The organism is Rhodococcus sp. G6(2025) (assembly GCF_058628105.1).
In genome coordinates this window covers 238,432-258,767 of record NZ_CP179751.1, presented here as the reverse complement: position 1 = coordinate 258,767, position 20,336 = coordinate 238,432, and the positions used below count along the sequence as shown (strand labels likewise).

15 protein-coding genes and 3 pseudogenes are annotated in these 20,336 nt (G+C 64.8%); 8 read left to right on the top strand and 10 right to left on the bottom strand.

The features are described from left to right. Nucleotides 1-124: 124 nt before the first annotated feature. The 3 genes from ACLIVD_RS38240 to ACLIVD_RS38230 form a co-directional block, all read right to left on the bottom strand. On the bottom strand, nt 125-1,042 hold the full coding sequence (locus ACLIVD_RS38240) for an IS3 family transposase (RefSeq protein ID WP_491933067.1): 918 nt from the start codon (nt 1,040-1,042) through the stop codon (nt 125-127). Further along, nucleotides 1,042-1,365, bottom strand: coding sequence for an IS3 family transposase (locus ACLIVD_RS38235; protein ID WP_005563490.1), 324 nt, complete (start codon nt 1,363-1,365; stop codon nt 1,042-1,044). Before ACLIVD_RS38235 ends, ACLIVD_RS38240 begins: the two co-directional genes overlap by 1 nt. Nucleotides 1,366-1,978: 613 nt before the next feature. Continuing rightward, complete coding sequence (locus ACLIVD_RS38230) at nt 1,979-3,214, bottom strand: ISL3 family transposase (RefSeq protein WP_491930712.1); 1,236 nt, start codon at nt 3,212-3,214, stop codon at nt 1,979-1,981. A 109-nt stretch (nt 3,215-3,323) separates the two neighbouring features. On the opposite strand from ACLIVD_RS38230, the gene ACLIVD_RS38225 reads away from it, so the two are divergent. The 3 genes and pseudogenes from ACLIVD_RS38225 to ACLIVD_RS38215 all read left to right on the top strand — a co-directional run. Continuing rightward, nucleotides 3,324-3,644: a hypothetical protein gene (locus ACLIVD_RS38225; protein ID WP_164061854.1), complete on the top strand. Its 321-nt coding sequence runs from the start codon at nt 3,324-3,326 to the stop codon at nt 3,642-3,644. Between the two features lie 828 nt (nt 3,645-4,472). After that, nucleotides 4,473-4,718 (top strand): helix-turn-helix transcriptional regulator, encoded by a 246-nt coding sequence (locus ACLIVD_RS38220; protein ID WP_105422118.1) that lies wholly within the window; start codon nt 4,473-4,475, stop codon nt 4,716-4,718. A gap of 723 nt (nt 4,719-5,441) precedes the next feature. Further along, nucleotides 5,442-5,897 (top strand): annotated as a pseudogene (locus ACLIVD_RS38215) (HNH endonuclease); the annotation flags it as partial. Nucleotides 5,898-6,028: 131 nt separating this feature from the next. On the opposite strand, the gene ACLIVD_RS38210 reads toward ACLIVD_RS38215, so the two are convergent. The 3 genes from ACLIVD_RS38210 to ACLIVD_RS38200 form a co-directional block, all read right to left on the bottom strand. Then, nucleotides 6,029-6,430, bottom strand: a complete 402-nt coding sequence (locus ACLIVD_RS38210; RefSeq protein WP_061042815.1) for a DUF6262 family protein — start codon at nt 6,428-6,430, stop codon at nt 6,029-6,031. Between the two features lie 11 nt (nt 6,431-6,441). Then, nucleotides 6,442-8,448, bottom strand: coding sequence for a tyrosine-type recombinase/integrase (locus tag ACLIVD_RS38205; protein ID WP_197487936.1), 2,007 nt, complete (start codon nt 8,446-8,448; stop codon nt 6,442-6,444). A gap of 151 nt (nt 8,449-8,599) precedes the next feature. Next, nucleotides 8,600-9,721: a tyrosine-type recombinase/integrase gene (locus ACLIVD_RS38200; RefSeq protein ID WP_491930897.1), complete on the bottom strand. Its 1,122-nt coding sequence runs from the start codon at nt 9,719-9,721 to the stop codon at nt 8,600-8,602. Between the two features lie 238 nt (nt 9,722-9,959). On the opposite strand from ACLIVD_RS38200, the pseudogene ACLIVD_RS38195 reads away from it, so the two are divergent. Beyond that, nucleotides 9,960-10,232 (top strand): annotated as a pseudogene (locus ACLIVD_RS38195) (HNH endonuclease family protein); the annotation flags it as partial. A gap of 119 nt (nt 10,233-10,351) precedes the next feature. Here the strand turns inward: ACLIVD_RS38195 and ACLIVD_RS38190 are convergent. Both ACLIVD_RS38190 and tnpA read right to left on the bottom strand, forming a co-directional pair. After that, nucleotides 10,352-10,659 (bottom strand): annotated as a pseudogene (locus ACLIVD_RS38190) (helicase associated domain-containing protein); the annotation flags it as partial. A 41-nt stretch (nt 10,660-10,700) separates the two neighbouring features. Next, nucleotides 10,701-11,147 carry an IS200/IS605 family transposase gene (tnpA, locus tag ACLIVD_RS38185; protein ID WP_491933178.1) on the bottom strand — a complete coding sequence of 149 codons (447 nt, stop codon included), beginning with the start codon at nt 11,145-11,147 and terminating at the stop codon, nt 10,701-10,703. Between the two features lie 22 nt (nt 11,148-11,169). Here tnpA and ACLIVD_RS38180 point away from each other — a divergent pair, with 22 nt between their 5' ends. Next, a complete protein-coding gene (locus ACLIVD_RS38180) occupies nt 11,170-12,318 on the top strand; it encodes an RNA-guided endonuclease InsQ/TnpB family protein (protein WP_491933177.1) in 1,149 nt (382 codons plus the stop codon). 311 nt (nt 12,319-12,629) lie between these two features. On the opposite strand, the gene ACLIVD_RS38175 is transcribed toward ACLIVD_RS38180, so the two are convergent. Both ACLIVD_RS38175 and ACLIVD_RS38170 read right to left on the bottom strand, forming a co-directional pair. Continuing rightward, complete coding sequence (locus tag ACLIVD_RS38175) at nt 12,630-12,884, bottom strand: hypothetical protein (protein WP_491933176.1); 255 nt, start codon at nt 12,882-12,884, stop codon at nt 12,630-12,632. A 369-nt stretch (nt 12,885-13,253) separates the two neighbouring features. Next, nucleotides 13,254-14,522 carry a DUF7373 family lipoprotein gene (locus tag ACLIVD_RS38170; RefSeq protein ID WP_491933175.1) on the bottom strand — a complete coding sequence of 423 codons (1,269 nt, stop codon included), beginning with the start codon at nt 14,520-14,522 and terminating at the stop codon, nt 13,254-13,256. A gap of 250 nt (nt 14,523-14,772) precedes the next feature. Here ACLIVD_RS38170 and ACLIVD_RS38165 point away from each other — a divergent pair, with 250 nt between their 5' ends. From ACLIVD_RS38165 to ACLIVD_RS38155, 3 genes are all read left to right on the top strand, one after another. After that, nucleotides 14,773-16,665 carry a dynamin family protein gene (locus ACLIVD_RS38165; RefSeq protein WP_491933174.1) on the top strand — a complete coding sequence of 631 codons (1,893 nt, stop codon included), beginning with the start codon at nt 14,773-14,775 and terminating at the stop codon, nt 16,663-16,665. Further along, complete coding sequence (locus ACLIVD_RS38160; protein WP_491933173.1) at nt 16,662-18,089, top strand: GTPase; 1,428 nt, start codon at nt 16,662-16,664, stop codon at nt 18,087-18,089. Before ACLIVD_RS38165 ends, ACLIVD_RS38160 begins: the two co-directional genes overlap by 4 nt. Nucleotides 18,090-18,329: 240 nt before the next feature. Then, nucleotides 18,330-20,228, top strand: a complete 1,899-nt coding sequence (locus ACLIVD_RS38155) for an Hsp70 family protein (RefSeq protein WP_491933172.1) — start codon at nt 18,330-18,332, stop codon at nt 20,226-20,228. Nucleotides 20,229-20,336 lie beyond the last annotated feature (108 nt).

Below are 20,336 nucleotides of genomic sequence, written 5' to 3'. Positions count from 1 at the left end.
GTGTCCGTTGGCAAGTTCCACCAGAGAACGATGGGCACCAGCCAAGGTGTCCACACCATCCAGCTGTCGCCCAACCCGTACGGGTGAGGTTCCCCCCGAACGGTGGACAAGGGGGTTACCTGCTTCAGGCGACTGCCGCCCGAAGTGACTTCTCGTAGCTGTCGGGGCTTTGCATTCCCACTGCCGAGTGTCGTCGGACAGTGTTGTAGAAGATGATCCAGCTGTCAACTGCGGCAACGAGATCAGACTTCGTCGCAAAGACGTGCCGATAGTATTCCTCGTGCTTGAAGGTCGACCAGAACGATTCGGAAGGACTGTTGTCCCAGCAGATCCCGGTCGCACCCATCGACCGACGCAACCCGTGCCGGAAACAGGCGGCCGCGGTCAGGTGAGCCGTGTATTCCCCACCCCGGTCCGAGTGCAGGATCGTCTGACGACACCACCCACCGCGCGCAGCCACGGCGCGGTCGATGGCTGTCGTGACCATCTCGGCACCGATGTGATCAGAAATGCTGTATCCCAACACTTTCCGCGAATGGCCGTCCCGGATTGCACACAAGAACATGTTTCCTTCACCGGAGGTGAGATAGGTGACGTCGGTGAGCCAGACGGCATCGAGTCGGCCCTGGTCGAAGTGCCGCTCGATCAGATCCGGCGGGAACGACGCCTGCGGATCGACCACCGTCGTCTTGACCTTGAACGTGCGCGGACTGATGCCCTCCATGCCTATCGAGGCCATGATCTTGGCCACCGTCTTCTTGTTCACCACCTCGCCGTGAGCACGCAACTCGGCCGTGACCCGCGGAGACCCGTAGGTTCCCTTCGAATCCTTGTGGATCTCGACGATCTTGACTTCGAGGTCGGCGCGACGCTGCTGTCTCGGCGTCAGCACCGTGGTAGCTCTGCGTTTGATGTACTGGTAGTAGCCAGATGTGGACACTGTCAGCAGTCGCGCCATCCGCGTGATCGAAAAGCGCTCACCTTCCGGTGCGGCGGTACCGGCGGTCTCCGCAATGTCGTCGGGGCCGGCGTACTTCACCATCAGATCGAACCGGGTCGATTCTTCTGCATCGCAGCAAAGTACGCCGAGGCTTTTACCAGGAAAGCGTTGTCTTTCTCGAGCTCGCCGACCTGCCGTCGCAGTCGCAGCAACTCGGCGCGTTCGGCCGTGTCCAGAGGTTTTTCTCCATGGACCTCGGCGGCAGCGATCCTGCGGCGCTCGACTTTGACCCACTCACCCAACAGGCTCTCGTTCAGGCCCAGCTCCCGGGCCACTTCTGCGATGGTACGGCCGGAATCGATCACACGATGGGCGGCCTCGACCTTGTACTCGGCCGTGAACGACCGACGCTTGCGAGGAGGCATACGGACATCCTTCCAGCGGGACTGGAGTCCCGCTAACTCGGTGTCCACTTTTCGGGGGGAACCTCAGGGGGGATCGTAATCACCGTCATCACCTCCGGGGTTAGTTGAATGGAAGCGACTGCCACCACATGCTTATTGCCACCCAGGCGTCGGTGAACTGAGGGAAGGAAGAGAAAAATCCCAGGTCCAACATATGGCGAACTCCTTGGTCGGAAACGGGCTCAGTTGAATGGAAGCAACCCCCTCCTGCGCTGTGTATCGCCTGCCGGAGGCGGATCGGTACAGCTACCCAATGAGTGGGCCCTTTAGGTGCGGGCCGAGTGATGGCGGGTTCACCCGCAGATCGCAAAGAGAAACAGGCCGCCACACACGCGCCGATCCGCGGAATACCGCAGATCAGGACCGTGATCGGATCACCGGTCTGGGCAGTGAGTGGCGACCTGTTGCTCGTCGCGGTCGTCAGAGTAGATCGTCCCACCGACATTTAGCCTCGGAGGGAGTCCGCAGGCTGGCCGGCCAGCGGTCGGCGCTTCCCTCACCAACCGCTGGCGGCACAACCAAAGGTAACACTAGAGTCGAATATATGTGGCCGTCCTGACCCTTTGGTGGGCGATTAACGTTGCGGAAGAGGTGGGCACGCCCCTCCTCGTGTAAGTGTCGCCATCGCAATCAAGGCCTCTGGGCTGTGAAATCCGTAGGATCGCTTCGTCAGCGACCGCAGGTGGGTGTTGTTGGCCTCGACGCGGGCATTGGACAGGTCGTATTCGATTGCGTTGAGGATCTCGCGCCGATAGCGAGCGATGCTCTTAGCCAGGCCTACAAGTTCCGGGATCCCACTATCCTGGGCCATCTGCACCCACACTCGCAGTCGTACCGAGGCCCTCTTCTTCGATCCGGAATAGACATGTTGCAGTTGCTCTTTCAGGACATATCCTCGACACAGTTCGCTGTTTCTATCCTCGAGGATCTTTGCTCGGACTGATATCTGCGCGGGGGTGAGATTCTCGACGTTCTTCAACAATGCCCACCGCAGGTGCCGTCGATCCCGGTCGGTGAACCCCCACAACCGCGACAACACACGCGACCGCAGCCGGTCCAGAGCCCGCGTCATCCACTGAATCACATGAAACGGATCCATACACCGCTTCACCTGCGGCGCCCTACTGCGCACGGTCGAGGCGATCCACTTCGCAGCATCAGCACTGATATGCGTCAGACGAGCTGTGCGTTCTTCACCCAACTCGTCGAAGAATCGATTCAAGGTGCTCTCGTTGTGCCCTTCGGCCGCCCATACGAGTCGGCCTGTGTCATGATCGACCACCACGGTGAGGTATCGGTGACCTTTCCGGTAGGCGATTTCGTCGATCCCCAAGCGCCGCAGCCCTTGGAGCCGATCAGTACGTCCGACAGCGTCGCCGACGACGCGGGTGACGATCCTGGTCACAGATCGCCACGCCACTCGGGCGTACTCGCACACCGACGTAGCTGGACTGTGCGCGGCCAACCACGCCACGTTGTCGTCGAATGCCCTGGTCATGTTCGCAGCCGGCCGTGCCCACGGCACCATCTCGGTCACCACGCCGTGCTCGGGGCATCGAATTCTCGACACCGAAGCTTGTACGAAGCACCGCGTGCCGCCCATATCCAGATGACGCCACTGTCGAGGTCGATTCGGGCGATCGTATCCGGGACAGCGCTGTTCACAATGCGGACAGCGGGATCGCACCGAGGCGTGCGGCTCGAGGGTCACCAGGATCACCGGCCCTCGTTCGTCGTCCGTGAATTCGATACCGATTATCCGGGCCTTGTCGATTCCTAGCAGTTTCTGCAGTATTCTGGCAGCGCGCAACGCCTTCTCCCTTAGGTCTTGTCTTCGCAAACCAAAACCTATGCGAGGGAGGGCGTTGCGTCTATCAGGCTCGCGGAGATCACCCATCAAAAGGTCAGAAGAGCCATATATGTTCGAACGATGGAAAGCCGTGTACGACCCGAAACCGTGGCGGGAAGTGCGCCCACCGCGGCCGGTGACCATCGACGTCTCTGCCGCAATGGCACACCACGGCGGCCGCGCCGCGAACGACCTTCCCCTCCGAGTCCGCGCAGAGGGGCTTGACCTCGACGTCCAAGTCCCAGGGATGCTCCATGCCTGGGCACGCACCTCCCGCGGCGAATGGCTCGCATCCTGCACCTTCACCATCCCCACCGGCAACAAGCTGGGAAGTCTCGAGGTCACCCACTGGTGCCCCGCAGCGGCCGTCACCGCCGCCGACCAGGACTGACCCATCCACCGTGTTCCTACCGCCCGGCGGTGGTCATCGCGTGAGGTACCCGTGGCCCAATGCGCTGCACTCGGATCCAGTGAGAAGCGGCGACCTGCTCCGCATCGCGGCCAGCCGCGGACTGCAAGGGAATGAATGACCGTCTCCACCACTCAATGGACATCGAGTGCGCAACCCAGATATGCCGCGCTGGTCGAAGCAACAGTCGAAGCAACAGCGGCAGGGGGCTGGTCACTCGGATCCGAAATCAAACGCCCCCTGGCTCGACTCGACATCGACGGCAGCGCAGCCAAATATGGCAGGAACGATCCACTCGATGATCCCGACTGGCGTTCGTCGCGCTCGGCGTCGAGTCCGCAGCCGCACGGAGGTGCAGCCGGGCGTGACTTGGGACGCGAGATGCCTGCCATCTCCTCGTCCGGGAGAACGGGCAACCTCGGGAAGCGTGCTGTCCCGGATCCGCCTGACCCCGCGACGTAATCGTCCCGGGCGGTCATTAGACTGATGGGCGTTCTGGTGAACATCCCCCCAATTTTGTTTCCAGAACACCCCCTGTGGCCCGGCATCACCCCCCGATGCCGGGCCACACCCCTGCGGTAGCGACTACGAAAACATCCGTCCCACGAGTGGGATCCGGTCGTATGGACCGATACCGGACCCCCGGACGCGTGCGTGGGCATTACAGCATGCCGTTGTAGGGTCATTCCGAGGAAAGTTCCGCACCGCCTGGCGTCGTATCGCAGTCGGTCTGCCGGGTCGACCGCCGGGCTGCAACCGGACTACTCGCCGCATCGTCGACGGGCGATGAACAGGAAGGGCTCTCGCTAGATGGCCAACCCGCATCGACTGACCACCGATCAGGTTGTCGACCTGATCAAGGAGGAAACCGGTACCGAGCTGTCGGTCTCGACGTTCCGCGGGTACGTCTCCCGAGGGCAAGCGCCGGCGCCGGTGGAGAAGATCGGCCGCACCCCGCTGTGGAAGCGCTCGGAAATCGTTGAGTGGGCGAACAACAGGCCGGGTCAGGGCGCGCGCACCGATATCCGCAAACCGCGCCGGCGCCGCGCCGAGTGAGCGCGTTTCCTTCTTGCGACGTCGAAGACCTGGAGGCCGGTCCGCGGGAGTTCGCCCACAGCTGAAGGCTAGGCCGTACTACTCCAGCGGAGCCTTGCGCGGGGAGTGGTGGTCTGAACAGGCGGAGGTGGGCGCATGCTCTACGTGCATCCGGCGCGAGAGATGGCATTGCTGCCGCACGTGTAGGTCGAGAGTGCTTCCGCGACTTCATTGGTCGGCCGCAGGTCGTGGGCGCCCGAAGGGGCGCTACGGCGGCGGCGCTCGAATTACACCAACCCGGTAGCAAGTGCACTGCACCTGTAACCGGCGACTGTGACTGGGCCCAGCGGCTTCTCACTGGTCGTGTCACCGAGTATAACGAATTTAGCACTCTCCATGGTGGAGTGCTAATGATTTGTCCGGTAGACATAGGCGAGCACCGGGCCGGGATCAGGCGTCGAGATTCGGGTCATCGTGGCGCATCGTCATACTCGCTTGGACGCGAGTAGCAGCAAGCTGGTTCCAGCCTTGTAGAAATTGTCCAGCAGGCTGCCGGACAATTTCGAACATTTCCTGCCCTACCCTCCTACTCTGGCGGCTCGGGGTGCAACATCCGGCATCATCGACGGGCTTCATACCACTCCGTCACCGGGTGCGCCTCAATCGGTGGCACTCGCACAGTTGTCAGAGGCACCCGCAATACTGCAATCACAACAGCCCCACAGGTAACAGGAGAACAGACAAATGCGTCATCGCCCCCGGGCCGCTTTCCTCGCTCTCGCCGCGGTATCCGTCCTCGGTCTGTCGGGGTGCTCGGCCATCGCCGATGCGGATCCGGGAACCGGGTCACTCGGCGGCGCCCCGGCCACCCCCGCGCCGGCGTTCGATGCGGCACCGGCGTTGGCGAAGCTCGACACCCTGGCGGTCAAGGGACGCGCCCCCAAGACCGGCTACACGCGAGAACAGTTCGGCCCGCCGTGGTCCGACGACGACAGCGTCGAGGGCGGCCGCAACGGCTGCGACACCCGCAACGACATCCTCCGCCGCGACCTGGTCGACCTGACCTACAAAACCAGTACGCGGGACTGTGTCGTGGCGACCGGCACCCTGCACGACACCTACACCGGCACCACCATCGCGTTCGTCCGCGGCCAGGACACCTCCACCGCGGTGCAGATCGATCACGTCGTATCCGTCACTTCGACGATATATCCCCGAATAAGCCCAGGTCATAGTGTCATCGACATGCCGATGACGCCGGAACCGGTCGTAGGTAAGCGCGGCATCGAGGCATTGCCCTGGCCGATGGGGGCCGTATGACCGCCGTGTAGTTAGAGCGGTCTGAGCTGGGCTATTTCGCGGCGGAGTGTGAGATTCTCGCCGTGGGCGGCGGCGAGGGCTTGGCGGAGCGCCAGCACTTCTGCGTGGTGGCGGCTGCGGATTTCCTTCAGCTGGGTGGCCAGTGCGCGGACTGCGGAGGATGTGGTCGGTTGCTCGTCGGGTGCTGCGTCGGGGCCCGTGCTGCGGTGACCGGTCGAGGTGCGAAGGTCTTCGATCTTTCGGCGGAGGTCGCTGTGCTTGTAGAGGAAGTCGGTCGAGAGATGCGCCCTGCGGGCGACACTCACGAAGGTGATTTGCTGGCCCGCGGCGGAGAGCTCGCGGAGTGCGTCGGTGGCGCGTGCCATGGCCTGGTCGTGTCGGAGGCGCGCAGCTCGCTGGAGGTGTTCGGACATGTCGACTCCTATCAGGCGGTCTGGTCTCGGACTCCGGCGCCGCGGATTCCGTGTTGGTCGGCGGTGTCGGTGATCGCGAGCAGGATCTGGTTGAGTGAGGTGACCTCGTCGGTGCGGCCTTGTAGCCAGACGTTGTCCTCGCTCATCTGCGTTCCGTAGCGGGCCGCAAATGTCTCCTTGCGGATCTCGATGAGCCGCTGGGTTTCCTCGAGTTGCCGGGAGAGTTCGGCGGCGTGGGTGGCATCAGTGACGAACTTCGGGCAGGTCAAGCACGCGTTTCCCTTGTCGCAGGATTGCCTCGGTGGGAGGGTGCACCAACCGTTCGGCAGAACGCGATCGGCCCGGCTGTCGAGCTTGAGGAAGTCGTAGAGATCCGAGGTGTCGATCCCCGGGGTTCGGCCGTCGCTGGTGACCTTCTTGTAGCGCAGGAATTCACGCTCCTGGGTTTCCGACAGCGTCACCGCATAATGCATGGTCATTTCCGGGCTGACGTGTCCGAAGTATCTCATCACCACGTGCAATGGAACGCCCGCGTTGAGCAGGTTGGTGGCGGCCGTGTGTCGGAAGCGGTGTGTCTTACTGATCATTACCGGGTGTCCGGCACTGTCGGTGATCGCCAAGCGATCCGCGAGTGCGGCCAGGTGCGTATGCAACGTGGGCATCGGGTAGGACGCGGTGCCGTTGCGGTTCTGAATACGTCTCAGGAAAAGGTATCTGGGGGTCTGATCTGGTCTGCCGACTCGCGCCATGTGCTCTCGGGCGACCTGTTGTTGAGCCCTGATGACGGTGACGATTTCGGCGTCGACCGGGATCGAGGCGGGGTGTGCGGATTCGATCTTCGTCTGTTGGTAGCGCAGGCGGGCCACGAAGTCTGCGCTGTCGACCGTGTCGGGAGGCGACTTCGATGTCCTCTGGAGTGGGATCAAGGGGTCAAAGTCCATCATGAGGATCTCGTTGACTCGGCGTCCGGTGCGAATGAGGAGCATCAATATGTGAAAGGCCTGAATGTCACCGAGGCCACCCTCGGTGCGTGGCTTCGCGAGCAGTTCGGCGCCGGCGGCGATTCTGGTGACCACCGCGTCTTCGAGGACCATGTCATCGTCGTGTCGCTTGTTGGTCAGGCGTGGTTTGTCTTCGGGCCGGAACAACACGCAGTGCTCGGGGCGCAGCAGCCGCCATTCGGGTTGGCCCAGCGTGTGGGACGCTTCGTCGCGATGGTCAAACATCCATTGGTAGAACTGCTCGATTGCGGTCATGATGTTTCGGCGCGGATTCTTGCCCAGGAGCTGGTTCTTGTTCTTTCCGGTGGTGACGGTGTGCGTGCGTAGCATCTCGCAGAATCCCCGCACGAACGGCCGGAAAGCGGAGGGGTCGCTGGTCAGGGTGGGGCCGGCGTCGCCGACCGTGTCGAGATGGCGTTGAAGCCATTTGAGTGCGTCGAGACGCGATTTGATCGTGCTCCAGCTGTAGCGGCCGTTCTCGAGGTTCTCCGAGAGCCATAGTTTGGCTCCCTCACGGAGCCAGTCACTGCTCAGTCGACTGAAGTTGGCGCTGTGGTGACTCATCGGTTCGTGTTCACGCTGGGGAACGCGGGGGTCGAGTTGTGGATTCCACAGGTTCAGCTGCCACCACGGGCCCTGATGGTAGGGGTAGACGAGAATGTCCTGCAGGCGACGCAAACGGTGGAGAGCCTTGCTGTCGTTGCTGGTCCCGCGCTGCAGGCCGCGCAACTGCGCCCGCTGCGCCTCTCTCAGCCACTGTTCGGGGGTGAGGTGCAGCAATGACTCCGCTGACCGGGCAGTCTTCCCGCCATAGCCAGTAGCGGCGCGCAGGATTCCTGTGGTGGCGTTGAAGTGCGTCGGGTGGATAATTCTGCCCAATTCCACCTCCCGGTGGATCAGCCAGGCCAGCTCCCAGGTCATCGGTTCCGGCAGCGAGCGAAAGTTCAGGGCTACCGACGTCCATGGTCCTCCTCCCACACTGCGCTCGGCGACCGCGGGGGCGTAGATGTCGGGCATGTTCTTCTTGTCGAAATGATCGCTGCGGCATGGCTCGGGCAGTGAATCCCACAGCTGCCGTGCCCGAAGGGGGTCGAACATCTCCGAGACAGGCAGCCGCAGGTCGCGGCCTTCGAGACGTTTAGGTTCTGGCCCGGGCTCGCGTCTTGGGCTACGGGACATCGGTTTTCGTCTCCCATCCCGATACGACGTCGCGCCAGTTCGCCAGCGCTTCCAGCTCAGCGTCCTCGGTGACGTGCCCATACCTGTTGATCGTGGTTTGCACGTCTCGGTGCCCAAGGCGCCTGCTGACCACATGCAGAGGTGTTCCCGCGAGCAGCAGTGCGGTGGCGTGGGAATGACGGAACCAATGCGGCGTCATCGCCTCCGGTAGCTGCGGCACCTTCCGCTTCATCGCCCGCAGGTGCGCATACACACTTTCGCCGCGCAGCGGTGCGTAGAGCGGTTCGCGTCGGGTGTTGCAAAAGATGTATCCACTGTCCCAGTCGTCGATTACACCGTCTGCGCCGTGCTCGCAGAGCCACCACACGAAATCGCCGTAGAGGCGGTCGAGGCGGCTGCCGACGAAGACCTTGCGGTAGCCGGATTTCGGTATCAGCCCGTGGGGGTGTGGTCGTGGCACGATGGCAACCGATGCCGTGTCTCCACGGCTGGTGTTCCAGTCTCGATGCTGAAGTGAGAGTGCTTCACCGATTCGCATGCCGGTCTCGGCCAGCAAGGTCCAGAGAAATCGGTACCGCAGATCTCCTGACCAGTCGCCGGTCGGCGCGCAAGATGCCTCGGCTGCGATCAGGGCATCGATGGAGTCCGGCTCCAGCAGTGGAGTCTGCCGGTTTCGGAGTCTCACGCGGATAGCTGTCCGTCGCTGAGCATTTCGACGAGCAATATGTTCGAGAATCGGCATATACCTAGCCGGTCGTGATCGCACGTGCTCGTAGAGGAACGATGCGGCATCGACGCCGAACGCGGCATGGTATCGGTAGAAGCTCATCACCGGTCGTATGCGGATCGCCACGGTCGCTTCTGTGACAGTCGCTTCCGGATGAAGTTGCCGGACGAACGGGTCGAACTGGCCGGTGCGCACGGCCATCAGGAAATGGCCGAAGTCGCTGAGCTGGACCGTATCCCACTGCCGATCGGACTTCTCCAGGTAGGACCACCAGAGCGCTAGACCACGCGCGTACGTTTTGATGGTGTTTGGAGAGAACTCCGATTGACGAGCGAATTCCAGATACTGCTCGATCGGTTCGACGAGTGTGTGGGAATCGGACACCACCGTCCACGTCGTCTCTCCACCGGTCATCACACGTTGAGTGGACGCCATCTGGTCTCCTTCGACGTGACCACGCTAACGCGCTCAACGCCTCGGTCTCGGGATTGCCGTCCGGTGTGTCAGCGATGTCGTCGGCATCGCATGCCAATGTCCGATACGCGTACCAGTGACGAGGATGGCCAATGAACTACACCCATGTCGATGATGTGAACGGCACAACACTCCTAGTACCGGATACCACGTCGTCGCACTCTCGGATGCGTGGCAGAAGGGTGCCCAGCAGCTCAGCCCGGAGCAGCGCCGCGACCTGGCCAACGACCCACGGAACCTGCAGGCGGTCGACGGCCCCACGAATTCGCAGAAGTCCGATTCCGACGCCGCATCCTGGTTGCCGCCGAACAAGAGCTACCGCTGCACCTATGTCTCGCGGCAGATCGACGTCAAAGCGCTCTACCGGCTATGGGTGACTCAGGCTGAGAAGGACGCGATGAGCCAGGTCCTGCACTCCTGCTAACGACACCCACCCCTGGGTTCGGGCCGCGGGGGCAGTGGTGGACACCATCGCTGCCCCCGGCGTAAGAGAGCGCTAGTTCATCTGCGGGAACGGATGTGCAGCCAGCGGATTCGCGCTCAACTCCGCGCCTGAGCCGAAAGCCGCCGGGTGCGGCGATGGACTCCCGCTCCGGTGTGCGGTGCCGACGTTCGTGGACCCCGCGGCCGTGGACCGGGGGAGACCCCGAGAGCGGCGAGCGGACGACGCTCCTCGTCGGGCAATGCGCCGGCACGTCATTTTTTGACCGCCCGATACAGCCACTGACCTGACCTACCTGTTCGCCGTCGGCGGTGACATAGTTCGTGGGCACCAGCGCGTTGCCGTGCTCTTCGCGGTACGCAGCGATTTCGGTGAGCATTCGCCGCTGCTTGCTGTCGGCACGTGACCGCGGAGCGTAGCGCGCAAGCCCGGTCCTTCAGGGCCGGGTTAGCGCATCGACTTCGGCCTACCGGGAGCGCGGGGCGGTTGCCGCTGCTGCTCGATGTACTGCCGGATGATCGAGATGGGTGCCCCGCCGCACGATGCGGCGAAGTAGCTCGGGGACCAGAGGTGTCCGTTCAGCGAGTGTCGGTTCACCCATCCGCGGTACTGGTCGCGCAGGCGGCGTGCGGAGACGCCTTTGAGGCTGTTCACCAGCTTCGAGATTTGGATGGTCGGAGGGTATTCGATCAGCAGGTGCACGTGGTCGCCCTCCCCGTTGAACTCGACCAGCCGAGAACCGTAGTCGTCGCACACGCTGCGCATCACCTGTTCGCAGGTGGTCAGCATCTCGTCGGTGAGGACTCCGCGCCGATACTTGGTAACAAAGACCAAGTGGACGTGCAGGGCGGAAACAACGGAGCGGCCACGTCTGTATTCAGGTTCAGAAACCATAGACCAATTTTATTGTTTGGGTGTGCAGTTGCGATACCAGTACCGCGTCTATCCGACGCCCGGTCAGCAGGACATGCTGGCCCGGTCGTTCGGGTGTGCGCGGGTGGTGTTCAACGACTGCCTGCGCATCCACCAGGACGCGTATGCGTGCGGGGTGAAGTTGTCGGATACCGCCGTGCAGAAGCAGGTAGTCACCGCAGCGAAGAAGACTCCGGAGCGGGCCTGGTTGGGCGAGGTCGCATCGGTGGTGCTGGTGCAGGCGTGTCAGGACGCGCGGCGGGCGTACCGAAACTGGTTCGACTCGCTCTCCGGGAAACGGAAGGGCCGCAAGGTCGGCGCGCCACGGTTCCGGTCCCGCCGGGACAATCGGCAGGCGATCCGGCTGACCCGCAACGGGTTCTCGATTCGCCCGAACGGGAAGCTGTACGTGGCGAAGGTCGGCGAGTTGGAGGTCGCCTGGTCCCGCGATCTGCCCTCGGAACCGTCCTCGGTGACGATCATCAAGGATGCAGCGGGCCGGTATTTCGCGTCGTTCGTGGTCGAGACCACCGACGAACCTCTGCCGCCGGTCGATGCGGAGGTCGGTATCGACCTCGGGTTGGCAACGTTCGCGGTCCTGTCGAACGGCAAGACGATCAGCTCGCCGAGGTTCCTGCGCCGTGCAGAACGCAAGCTCGGCAAGGCGCAGCGAGTTCTGTCGCGCAAGGAGAAAGGCAGCAACAACCGGGTCAAGGCACGTATTCGCGTCGCGAAGGCCCACGCCAGAGTGTCCGACGCTCGCAAGGACTGGGCGCACAAGCACTCCACGGCGATTATCCGCGAGAACCAAGCGGTGTTCGTCGAGGATCTGTGCGTCCGGGGGCTGGCGCGGACACGGTTGGCGAAATCGGTCCACGACGCCGGGTGGGGAATGTTCACCCGCATGGTGGAGGAGAAAGCCGCCCGCTACGGGCGCACCTTCGTCAAGGTGGACAGGTTCTTTCCGTCGTCGCAGATCTGCTCCCAATGTGGGGTCCGGGGCGGCCCGAAACCGCTTTCGATCCGGGAGTGGTCATGCACGGCGTGCGGAGCGGTTCACGACCGCGACGTCAACGCCGCGAAGAACATCCACGCCGCAGGACGTGCGGAGTGGTTAAACGCCTGCGGAGGGGCCGTCAGCCTTCCCTCCTAGAGGGAAGCGGGCCCCAGTGAAACAGGAACCCACCCAAGCGGCGCGCAGCGGCGCAGAAGGAATCCCGGTCGTTCACAGCCGGGAGGACGTCAAACAGCCGGAACTGGGACATCGATTCAGCGGCCAGACCCGTGGCCACGGCCGACAATTCCTACTGCCAATATGCTCAGTCATGGCGGGGCAGTGCATCGGCAAGAACTCGGCTCGTACCGACGTGTAGTCGTGCGACGACCTCAACCTAGGCATTCCCACGATTTCGCTCAGACGACGGACATGCCCACCATCGGGAATCCTGGTGGCGGGCTTTCACATCAGAAGGGCGTCTGAAGCCACCACTCGGTGGCGCTGGATTCGATTTCGAGAGCGTGGGCGGGCCAGTCGGGATCGGCGATCAACGTGTGGATTTTTCGTGCCATTTCCGGTGCGTTGCCGTCGATGTCGAGTCTGGTGAGGAGTCGGGCGATCCGAGCTTGCGTGGCTGGCCACCTGCCGCCCGTTGTTTCGACCAGCGCCGCCACCAGGGTTGCGCACTCATGGTCGCTCAGCGGTGGCGGTGTGCGTGTCATGCCTCGTAATCCGCGGCTGCCGTCGGTGAGCCACCGATCGCAGGCTTCTTGCTGGATCCGGTTCCAGTACAACGGGCCACGACTGCTGAGATATGAGCGCACTGTCCGACGGTAGCAAGGGGATGTGAAGAGAGCGGTCCTGGTCGGCGGGGGTGACGGGGTATGGGGGCGGTGCACTTCTCGGCGCATCGGGCCTGACCCCGGTCAGACCGTGGCCAGTGGGCGTCCTCGCCGGCGATCAGCGTCCGGAAGTCTTCGCCGCTGTTGACTTCGTTTCACGACCGCCTGTCAGATGAGTGTGGCTGTGGCCTCGCCATCGTCGGCGAGGCCACAGCCAAAAGGTGCGGTGTCAGCTGTATCCAGCGTTGGTTATTCGGCGTTCTGGTCAGCGTGCTCGAGGATCAGGTACTGAGCGGAGATCTGCTGATCGACGTCCTTCTTGTTGTCGGTGCCGCTGGCTTCGCCGACGTAACGCCCGTTGGCGACCATGCAGTAGTCCTGGGTGCCGTTGACGGTGTCCTTGGTGGCGCATTTCGCGTCGGGCAGGCCCTGCGGGGTGGGGGCTGCGGTGAAGCCTTCTGCGAGAAGGTCGTTGTAGAACTCGGTGAGGATCGTCTCGGCGCCGGCATCGTCTTTGGCCCGGTAGACGGTGGTCTTGTAGACGGCGTTGTGGTCGGATCCGGCGTCGGTGAGGATCTTGTAGGTCAGCGGCGGGTTGGTGGAGCGGTGTGCCATCCCGCGGGGGCCGTAGGCGGCCATGTCGTCGCCGAGTTGGGCTTGGGCGTCTTCTTCGGGGAGGGCGTAGATCAGGACCTTGTCCTGGTCGATCATGGGCAGCTGCGCGGACTGTCCACCGTTCTGGGCGCGGGTCGGGGTGGCCGGGAACTGGTCGATCAGCGGTTCTTGCAGTTGGAGGGACTTCGCGACGGCCTTCGCGGTCCAGTCCTTGTCGGCGGCGGGGGCTTTCGCCCATGTGTAGAGCAGGTAGTCCCCGTGGGGGGTGAGCGCGTTGACTGAGACCTCGGGTCCGGCATCGAAGTTCGTCTGTCCGGTCGAGACTAGGGTGTTGGGCAGGATGTCGATGTTTTCGGCGGTCTCGAGGCCGGTACCGTCGTCGACGGTGAGCAGGTTCTGGTGGATTTCGCGGGCGGTTGCGTCGGCGTCCTCGGGGTTGTTGAACCGCATCACGGCTTGGACGACGGACCGGGACGGGTCGGTCGTCTTCGTGGTGGGGGTGGCGGCGGTCGAGACGTAGCCGTAGAGCATCTGGTGGTTGTGGGCGATGTCCCCGGCGGCGTCGCTGAGGACGACACCGAGGTTCTTGCCGCTGCGCATCACCATCGTGGGCATCTTCACCGAGGTCAGTTCCGGGTCGATCTCGAAGGGAACGACGGTGAACTCGGCGAGCCGCTGCCCGTCGACGTCGAGGATGGTTTCCTGGGTGGCCCGCCCGAACTCGGGGGCCGGACTGGTCGGGTAGCTGCCGGTGTCGAGGGCGGCTGGATCGACACTCGCGGTCGCAGTTTGGTCTCCGCCGGATTTACCGGTGGGTTCGGCGGTGGTGTCGGCGTTGCTGCAGCCGGCCAACAGCACTGCGGTGGCGAGCACGGCCGCCGGCATCCACGTGGTTGTCCTCATCGTCTTGTTTATCCCTTCCCTGTCTCACCCCCGCGAGTGTCGGCGTCGCCGGGCGGGAGCGTGTGGTCTTGGTAGTTGGAGGGCGCGACCGCCTGGAAGGTTCCCACACCCTTCCGGTGGCCTTCGTCACACCCACCCGCCGTGGGGGGAGGTGGCCGGTTGGCGATGCAGGCCCAGGCCCGGTCACGCTAGGGTTCGACGGCGCCCACACCCGGGCGCACACAGATCGACGACGGGAAGGGGAGAGGGCGTGGAATCCGCAGCCCAAGCCGGGCAACCGGCCACCGTTGCCTCCCCAGCCGCCGAGACGCCGCCGCGGGAGCGCGCCGAGGTGCTGCTTTCGTCGATCACCGACAAGATCCTGCGCCCGTTCGGGTACGACGCAATCAGCGACCTCGCCGAACAGCGCGCCCAAAGCAGGGAACAGACCCGCTCGGTGGTCGTGGTCGGCGAGGTCAAGCGGGGAAAGAGCTCCTTGGTCAATGCGCTGGTCGGCTGGCGCGGCGCCTCCCCCGTGGGGGTGGACGTGACGACATCGACGACGATCAGCTTCGGGGAGGCCACCGCCGAGCAACCCGGCGGCACGGCGCAGATCCTGTTCCCGGACCGAACCGAGCAAATCCCGCACGCCGAGCTGGCGGACTGGGTCTCGTGCGAGGGCGCCCATGTCACCGACAGCCGGATCGAGGAGTTGCCCACCCGGGCGATCGTCCCGGTGGCCGGCAGCCGGCTCGGTGACGTCACCGTGATCGACACCCCCGGGGTGGGCGGATTGGACCCGTCCTACGCGGTCCTGGCGGAAGCGTCCGCGTCGCAGGCATGCGTGTTGGTGATCGTGTGCGATGCCACCACCCCGCTGACGGCGCCGGAGATGGCGTTCATCGACAAGACAGGGTCCGCGGTGGAATCACTGATCGTGGTGGTCACCAAGACCGACAAGAACATCCGCCGCTGGCGTCCGATCGTCGACGAAGACCGCGAACTCTTGGTCCGGCACCTGGGCCGGCAGATTCCGGTGGTCGGAGTATCGAGTCTGCGTGCGGTGATCGCCGCCGAGATGGCACCCGGCCCGCAGCGCGACCACGCCGAGGCACGGTCCGGGATCGTCGAGCTGCGCACCCTGATCGACTCGAAACTCGCCATCGCCGAACATCTCCCGGCGATCACCGGTCTACGGACCGCGGTCGAGGGGCTGCGTACGTTGGCGACGGATCTGCGCACCCAAATCGCGGCGATCACCCGCAGCGGCGAGGTCATCCCGGATCTGACCGCGCAGCTGGCCGAATTGCAGGGCCTCAAGGACCACTCGACGCAGTGGGAGCAGTACCTGCAACGGGACCTGACGTTGATCCGCCAGCACGCCACCGACGACCTCGACCGCCGCCTCGACGACATCCGGCAGAAGTGGACCACCCGAATCAACAAGAACGGGATGGCGGTGCTGCGCCGGAACCCGCAACATTTCACCGCGGAAATGGAGCGCGATTTCCAGGCCGCGATGGCGGGGTCGGTCAACCTGTTCCTCGAGCAGCTCTACACCCAGATTGTGCAACCGAGATTCGCCTCGGAGGTCATCTGGCACGAAATCTCCGAGCAGGTCCTCGCGACGTTGTCGAACCGCACCCTCGAAACCCACCAGGTCGCCGGCAAACGGCAAGGGCTCCTCGATCCGTCGATGATCACCATGGGAGTGATGGGCTCGTCGATGCTCGGCGGTCTGATCGGGGTCTCGGCGATGATGGGCGTCGGGGCAGTCGTCGGAGTCGCCTGGGTGGGATTCAATCTCGGTTTCAAGGCGATGCGGACCGGGAAGACGAACCTGCTGGGCTGGCTGCGGGAGACGATCGCGACCACGAAGACCACCACCTCCCGGATGCTCGAATCCACCCTGGCGCTTGCCCGCCCGGAAATCGTCATCCGCTACCGCGAACACGTGAAAGCCTCGATCGCAACCCTGCAGGCGCAGATCAAAGACGCCGAGGACACCGCCCGGGCCGACAAGGCAACCCGGGAGAAAAAGCTGACCCGCCTACAGAACAACCTGCGGGTGGTCGAAAACAACATCACCCGCGCCGAATCCCTGATCGCCGAACTGTCCACGCACACCACACCCTCGGCCGACGCGGGCAGTGATCCCCGGTGACGGCCACCCCCACCGCACCGGCCTGGGATCCGGTGCGCGCCGGCCTGGACCGGGCGCTGCACGCACTCGCCGGACTGGCCCCCGATCTGGCCGCGCACGCCAACCGGATCGGCCAGATCCTCTGGTCCCCGCCACGGATCGTGATCGTCGGCCGACTCAAGGCCGGCAAGTCGACACTGGTCAACGCCCTGATCGGGGCGCCGGTCGCCGAAACCGCCGCCCTCGAGGCCACCAGCATCGTCGCCGTCTACCAGGACGGCGCCCCCTCCCGCGCCCAGGTGGTCCTACTCGACGGCTCCCGCCGCCCGCTGCACCTGTCCCGCGGCCACACCGCCGACCTGGGGGTCGACCCGGAACAGGTTGCCTACCTGCACCGGTGGCTACCCTCGGCGGCAATCCGCGACTTCACCCTGGTCGACACACCCGGTCTGGCCACGCTGACCGCCGAGAACGAGGCCCGCACCCGCCGGGTACTCATCGACGGGTTCGAGCAGACCCGCACCGCGTCCGTCGACGCCGACGCCGCGGTGTTCCTCTTCGACTCCGCGCCCCGCGCCGACGAAATCTCCTTCCTCAAACAACTCGGATTCACCCCGCTGAACACCCTCGGCGTCCTCTCCCGCGCCGACGGATTCGCGGAAGGCGCACTGGGGCAGCGCAACCCACTCGAGCACGCGATCGCCCACGCCCGGGTCCTGGCGGATCGGCTCGCCGACACCGTCATGACGGTGATGCCGATCGCCGGGCTGCTCGCCGAAACCTCCCACACCGGGGCCCTCACCGAGGCCGATGCCCGCGCGCTGGCGTCGCTGACCGGGTACGGGCCGCTCGAGGTGCTCGACCTCCTCGACACCGATGCCCCCACCGTGGTGCCCGCGGCGGTGCGCGATCGGCTCCTCGATCTGGTCGGCGAATACGGAATAGTCCATGGCCGCGACGTCGCCGCCCGCGGGGCCGCCACCCTGAACGAGTGGTTGACCGCGCACTCGGGGATCCCACAGCTGCGGGGAGTGCTCTCGCAGCATCTGGGCCGGTTCGCCGCCGTGCACCGGGCCAGCCGGATCATCCGCGAACTCGACCAACTCGCCTTCACCCACCCCGCCCGGGACCAGATCCGCGGCGTCGTGGACCACCTGCGCCGCGACCCCGCCCTGCACACGGTGGTGCTGTTCGAACACCTCAAGTCCATGCTCGAGGCCGATCCCCGTTCCCCGGTCACCACCGAACTGCGAAGGCTCCTCGAACATCACACCCCGGCCGGGCAGCTCGGGCTCCCGGACAGCGCGGGCCCGGACCAGGTGCGGGCAACGGCGCAGCAGAAGCTGAGCTGGGCGCACACGCAGGCGCTGTCGACGATGACCGCGGCCGAGGACGCCGCCCTGATCGTGCTGGCGCACACCTACGGCACCCTCGCGGCCACCTGACCCGAACCCCCGTGACGGCAGCCCCATGCGAATCAGTGGGGGTGGGGCGGGAACCTTTCGCCTGCGACGCGCATCGAACTATCAACCGCCGACGCACACCCCTGTGGAAGGACCAACCCGTGATGTTCTACCGAACGCCGCAGCCACCGCCCCCGCGTCGCCGTGACATGATGCCCGGGCGCGGCCGCGCTGCACAGGCCGCCGGTCGTAATCCGTGGGGCTCGATCACGAGGGGTATCAATGTCTAGGCCGGACTGGCTGCTGGGGATCGACTTCGGCACCTCCAACACCGCCGCCGCACACACCGGCGCGGTCAGCGGCGCCGTGGAAGCACTGCAACTCAGCCACAACCGCACCACCATGTCCTCGGCGGTGTTCGTCGAATCGCCACACCAGATCGCGGTCGGGGACGTGGCCACCAACCGCGCCGAAACCAACCCCGCCGCCTACATGCCCTCACCGAAGCGCGTGATCGGCCAGGGCGTGGTGAACGTCAACGGCTACGCGATCGCATCGTCGGTGCCGGTCGCCGCGGTACTCGATTCGGTCATGGCCCGGGCCCGGGCCGCACACGCCGGGCAGGCACCCGCCCAGCTGGTGCTCACCCACCCGGAGGCCTGGTCCCCACGCGAGATCCAGGTACTCCTGGACGCTGCCGCCCAACTCGGGCTGGACCCCTCCCAGGTGACCACGGTGTCCGAACCACGGGCAGCGGCGCACTACTATTCGCGGTCGAACACCCTGCCCCCAGGCGCAAAGATCGCAGTGTTCGACTTCGGCGGCGGCACCCTCGACATCGCCGTGTTGGCTGCCAACGACCACGGCACATTCGACGTTGTCGCCGCACGCGGCGACAACGGCCTCGGCGGCAAAAACTTCGACGCCTACATCCGCCGATGGGTCGACGAACAACTCGACGCCCGCAACCCCGAACTGGGCGATTACCTACGATCGGCGCCGATCGACATCCGGCACGCCCTCGACGATTCGATCCGCCGCGCCAAGGAACTGCTCTCGGAAGCGCCGTCCGCGACCATCACCGTCGCCGGCGGCGGGCACACCGAGAAGTTCCAGATCACCCGCGAGGAGTTCGAGGAGCTCATCACCCCGGCATTGGAGAAGGCGGTCACCCTCACCCGGGCAACCCTCGCCGACGCCCACGTCACCGACCCCAGCGGGCTGCACGCGCTGTATCTGACCGGAGGCTCCTCCCGAATCCCGATCGTGCAGGAACACCTCAAGGCACTCGGGCCGATCGCCACCCTCGACGACCCGAAGACCGTCGTCGCGCAGGGGGCGATCGCGGCCGCTGCCCCGATCGTCCGCGGCCTCGGCAACACCGCCGCCGCGGGCGGAGTCGGGTCGCGATACACCCATCCCACCCCACCGTCGCAACCGTCCCGACCCGACGGCCCGGCGGCAACGGCACCCATCCCGCCGTCCGGTCCAGGCCGAACCATGGCGACATGGCAACCCACACCCACGCCGGCGCCGGCAGGCACCGGTACGGGTAGAAAGAAGTGGACGGTGATCGGCGCCGCGGCCGCCGCCGTGGTGATCACCGCCGGCGTCATCGGAGCGATTGCCCTCACCGGAGACAAAGGCGCAGCTGACCAGGTGCCGCCCGCCGACACCGCAGCCGCCGCCGGTGACACCGCAGGCGCCGAGCAGGCAGGCGCCTCCGGAACCGGAAACACTCAGGTTCCGACCACGAAAGAGGCTGTACTGTCAGCCCTTCCGGCAGCATTGCGAACAGATCTGGAGAACTGCAAAACCAACGGGGAAACCGAGAACGGTGGCCTCCAGATGCAATGCACCCTGAAAGAGGGCACCGCGTTGACCGCCGGGATCTCCGACCAGGACTACCAATCGATCATCGTCAGCGTCGACCCCGCCGAAGCAAAGAAACGGGTCCTCGGCATCCGGCAGGGCTTCCAGAACGACACCACCTCGACCGACAACGAGATCGTGGAGAACATCCCGCGGACCGCGGCCGCACACATCGACGGTCCGGGCTACGCGAACACCTACTCGATCTGGTACGCCAACAGCTCAACCGGGGTGATGGCCAGCTTCAGCGACGCCCAGGGCCTCGACGGGGCAAAGACGTTCCTCTCCCGCGCCGGCCTGATCAACTAACTCCCACCGCCGCCGCAGAGACCGCGCCCGCCCTTCTTTCAGGGGCGGGCGCAGTTGTCTGTGCAGGCCTTTCGCCCCAGGTCGCGGCCGGTCGCAAAGTTTTTCAGC